Annotated in this window: 1 protein-coding gene; it reads right to left on the bottom strand. The window is 63.8% G+C overall.

What is annotated here, in order from left to right:
• Positions 1-190: 190 nt before the first annotated feature.
• Positions 191-904 (bottom strand): LmeA family phospholipid-binding protein, encoded by a 714-nt coding sequence (locus ABT116_RS50620; RefSeq protein WP_351648682.1) that lies wholly within the window; start codon positions 902-904, stop codon positions 191-193.
• Between the last annotated feature and the right edge of the window lie 104 nt (positions 905-1008).

Genomic DNA, 1008 nt, shown 5'->3' on the forward strand with positions numbered 1-1008 from the left:
GCCCAGTTCCGCAGCCGGGTCGGTGTTCCCTGGCGGCGCGGCGGCACCATGCTCTTCCCGTCGGCCCGGGCGTGGGAGTCAAGGCCAGTGGCGGAATACGTACGACGCAGGCCGCACTCGACATGATTGCGGCCGGCGCCACCCGCCTCGGATTGTCCGGAACCCGAGCAGTATTGGACGGTCTGACCGACTAGGTCAGCAGGCCGCAGCTGTCCGGCACCGCCGAGGTGTTCTGGTTGTTCGCGTCGGCGACGGGCATGGCGTAAGCGCCGCCCTCCAGTGAGATCTGGATAGCGTCGTCGGTGACGGTCAGCTTCGTGGGCTTCATGTCCAGCGGGTACGTCTGCAGGCTGTCGGTGAGTGTCTGAACGATGCCGTCGACCAGGTCGGTCGGCAGACCCAATCCGAGAATTTCGGCGCCGACGGTCTGAACGTCGACTACGCCGTTGGTGACGGTGGGCTTGACTGTCAGCTTCGCGAGCCCGACCGGTCCGACGTCGAAAGCGAGTGTTCCGGCGCTCGAGTCGGCGGTGACGCCGGAGACGAGCCCGCCGAAGGTCTGTTCCTGCAAGGTGGCGAGAATGCCTGCGGTAGACCAGGTGACGTCGGCGCTGGAGCTGCCGATGGTGCCGCTGTTGCCCGCCGAGGGCTGCAAGTTGATGTCGTTCACCTTCGCGTGAACCTGCATTCCCGTTGCGGGGCCGAACGAAGAGTCGTCACTGTCGATGCTGATGTACGGCACCTTCTTGTCGACTGCCTGCAGGAGTACGGGCTTCCAGCTCAACCCGACGTCGACCTGGGATCCCAGTTCGCTCTGGAACTGATCGGCCATGCAGGTCTTCACCTGGTTGCGTACGTACAGTTCTCCACCGACGAGTGCCGCGACGAGTACGGCGATCACCACGAGAAGGATGATGAGCACTCGGTTGCGCGGACGAGGGTTGTTCGCTGCGACAGTCATTCGCCAGATTCTTCCCGACGAGTCTGAACGAACTCTGTGAATACGCA

Origin of the sequence: Streptomyces sp. NPDC002130 (genome assembly GCF_040296465.1) — a bacterium.
Classification (GTDB): domain Bacteria; phylum Actinomycetota; class Actinomycetes; order Streptomycetales; family Streptomycetaceae; genus Streptomyces.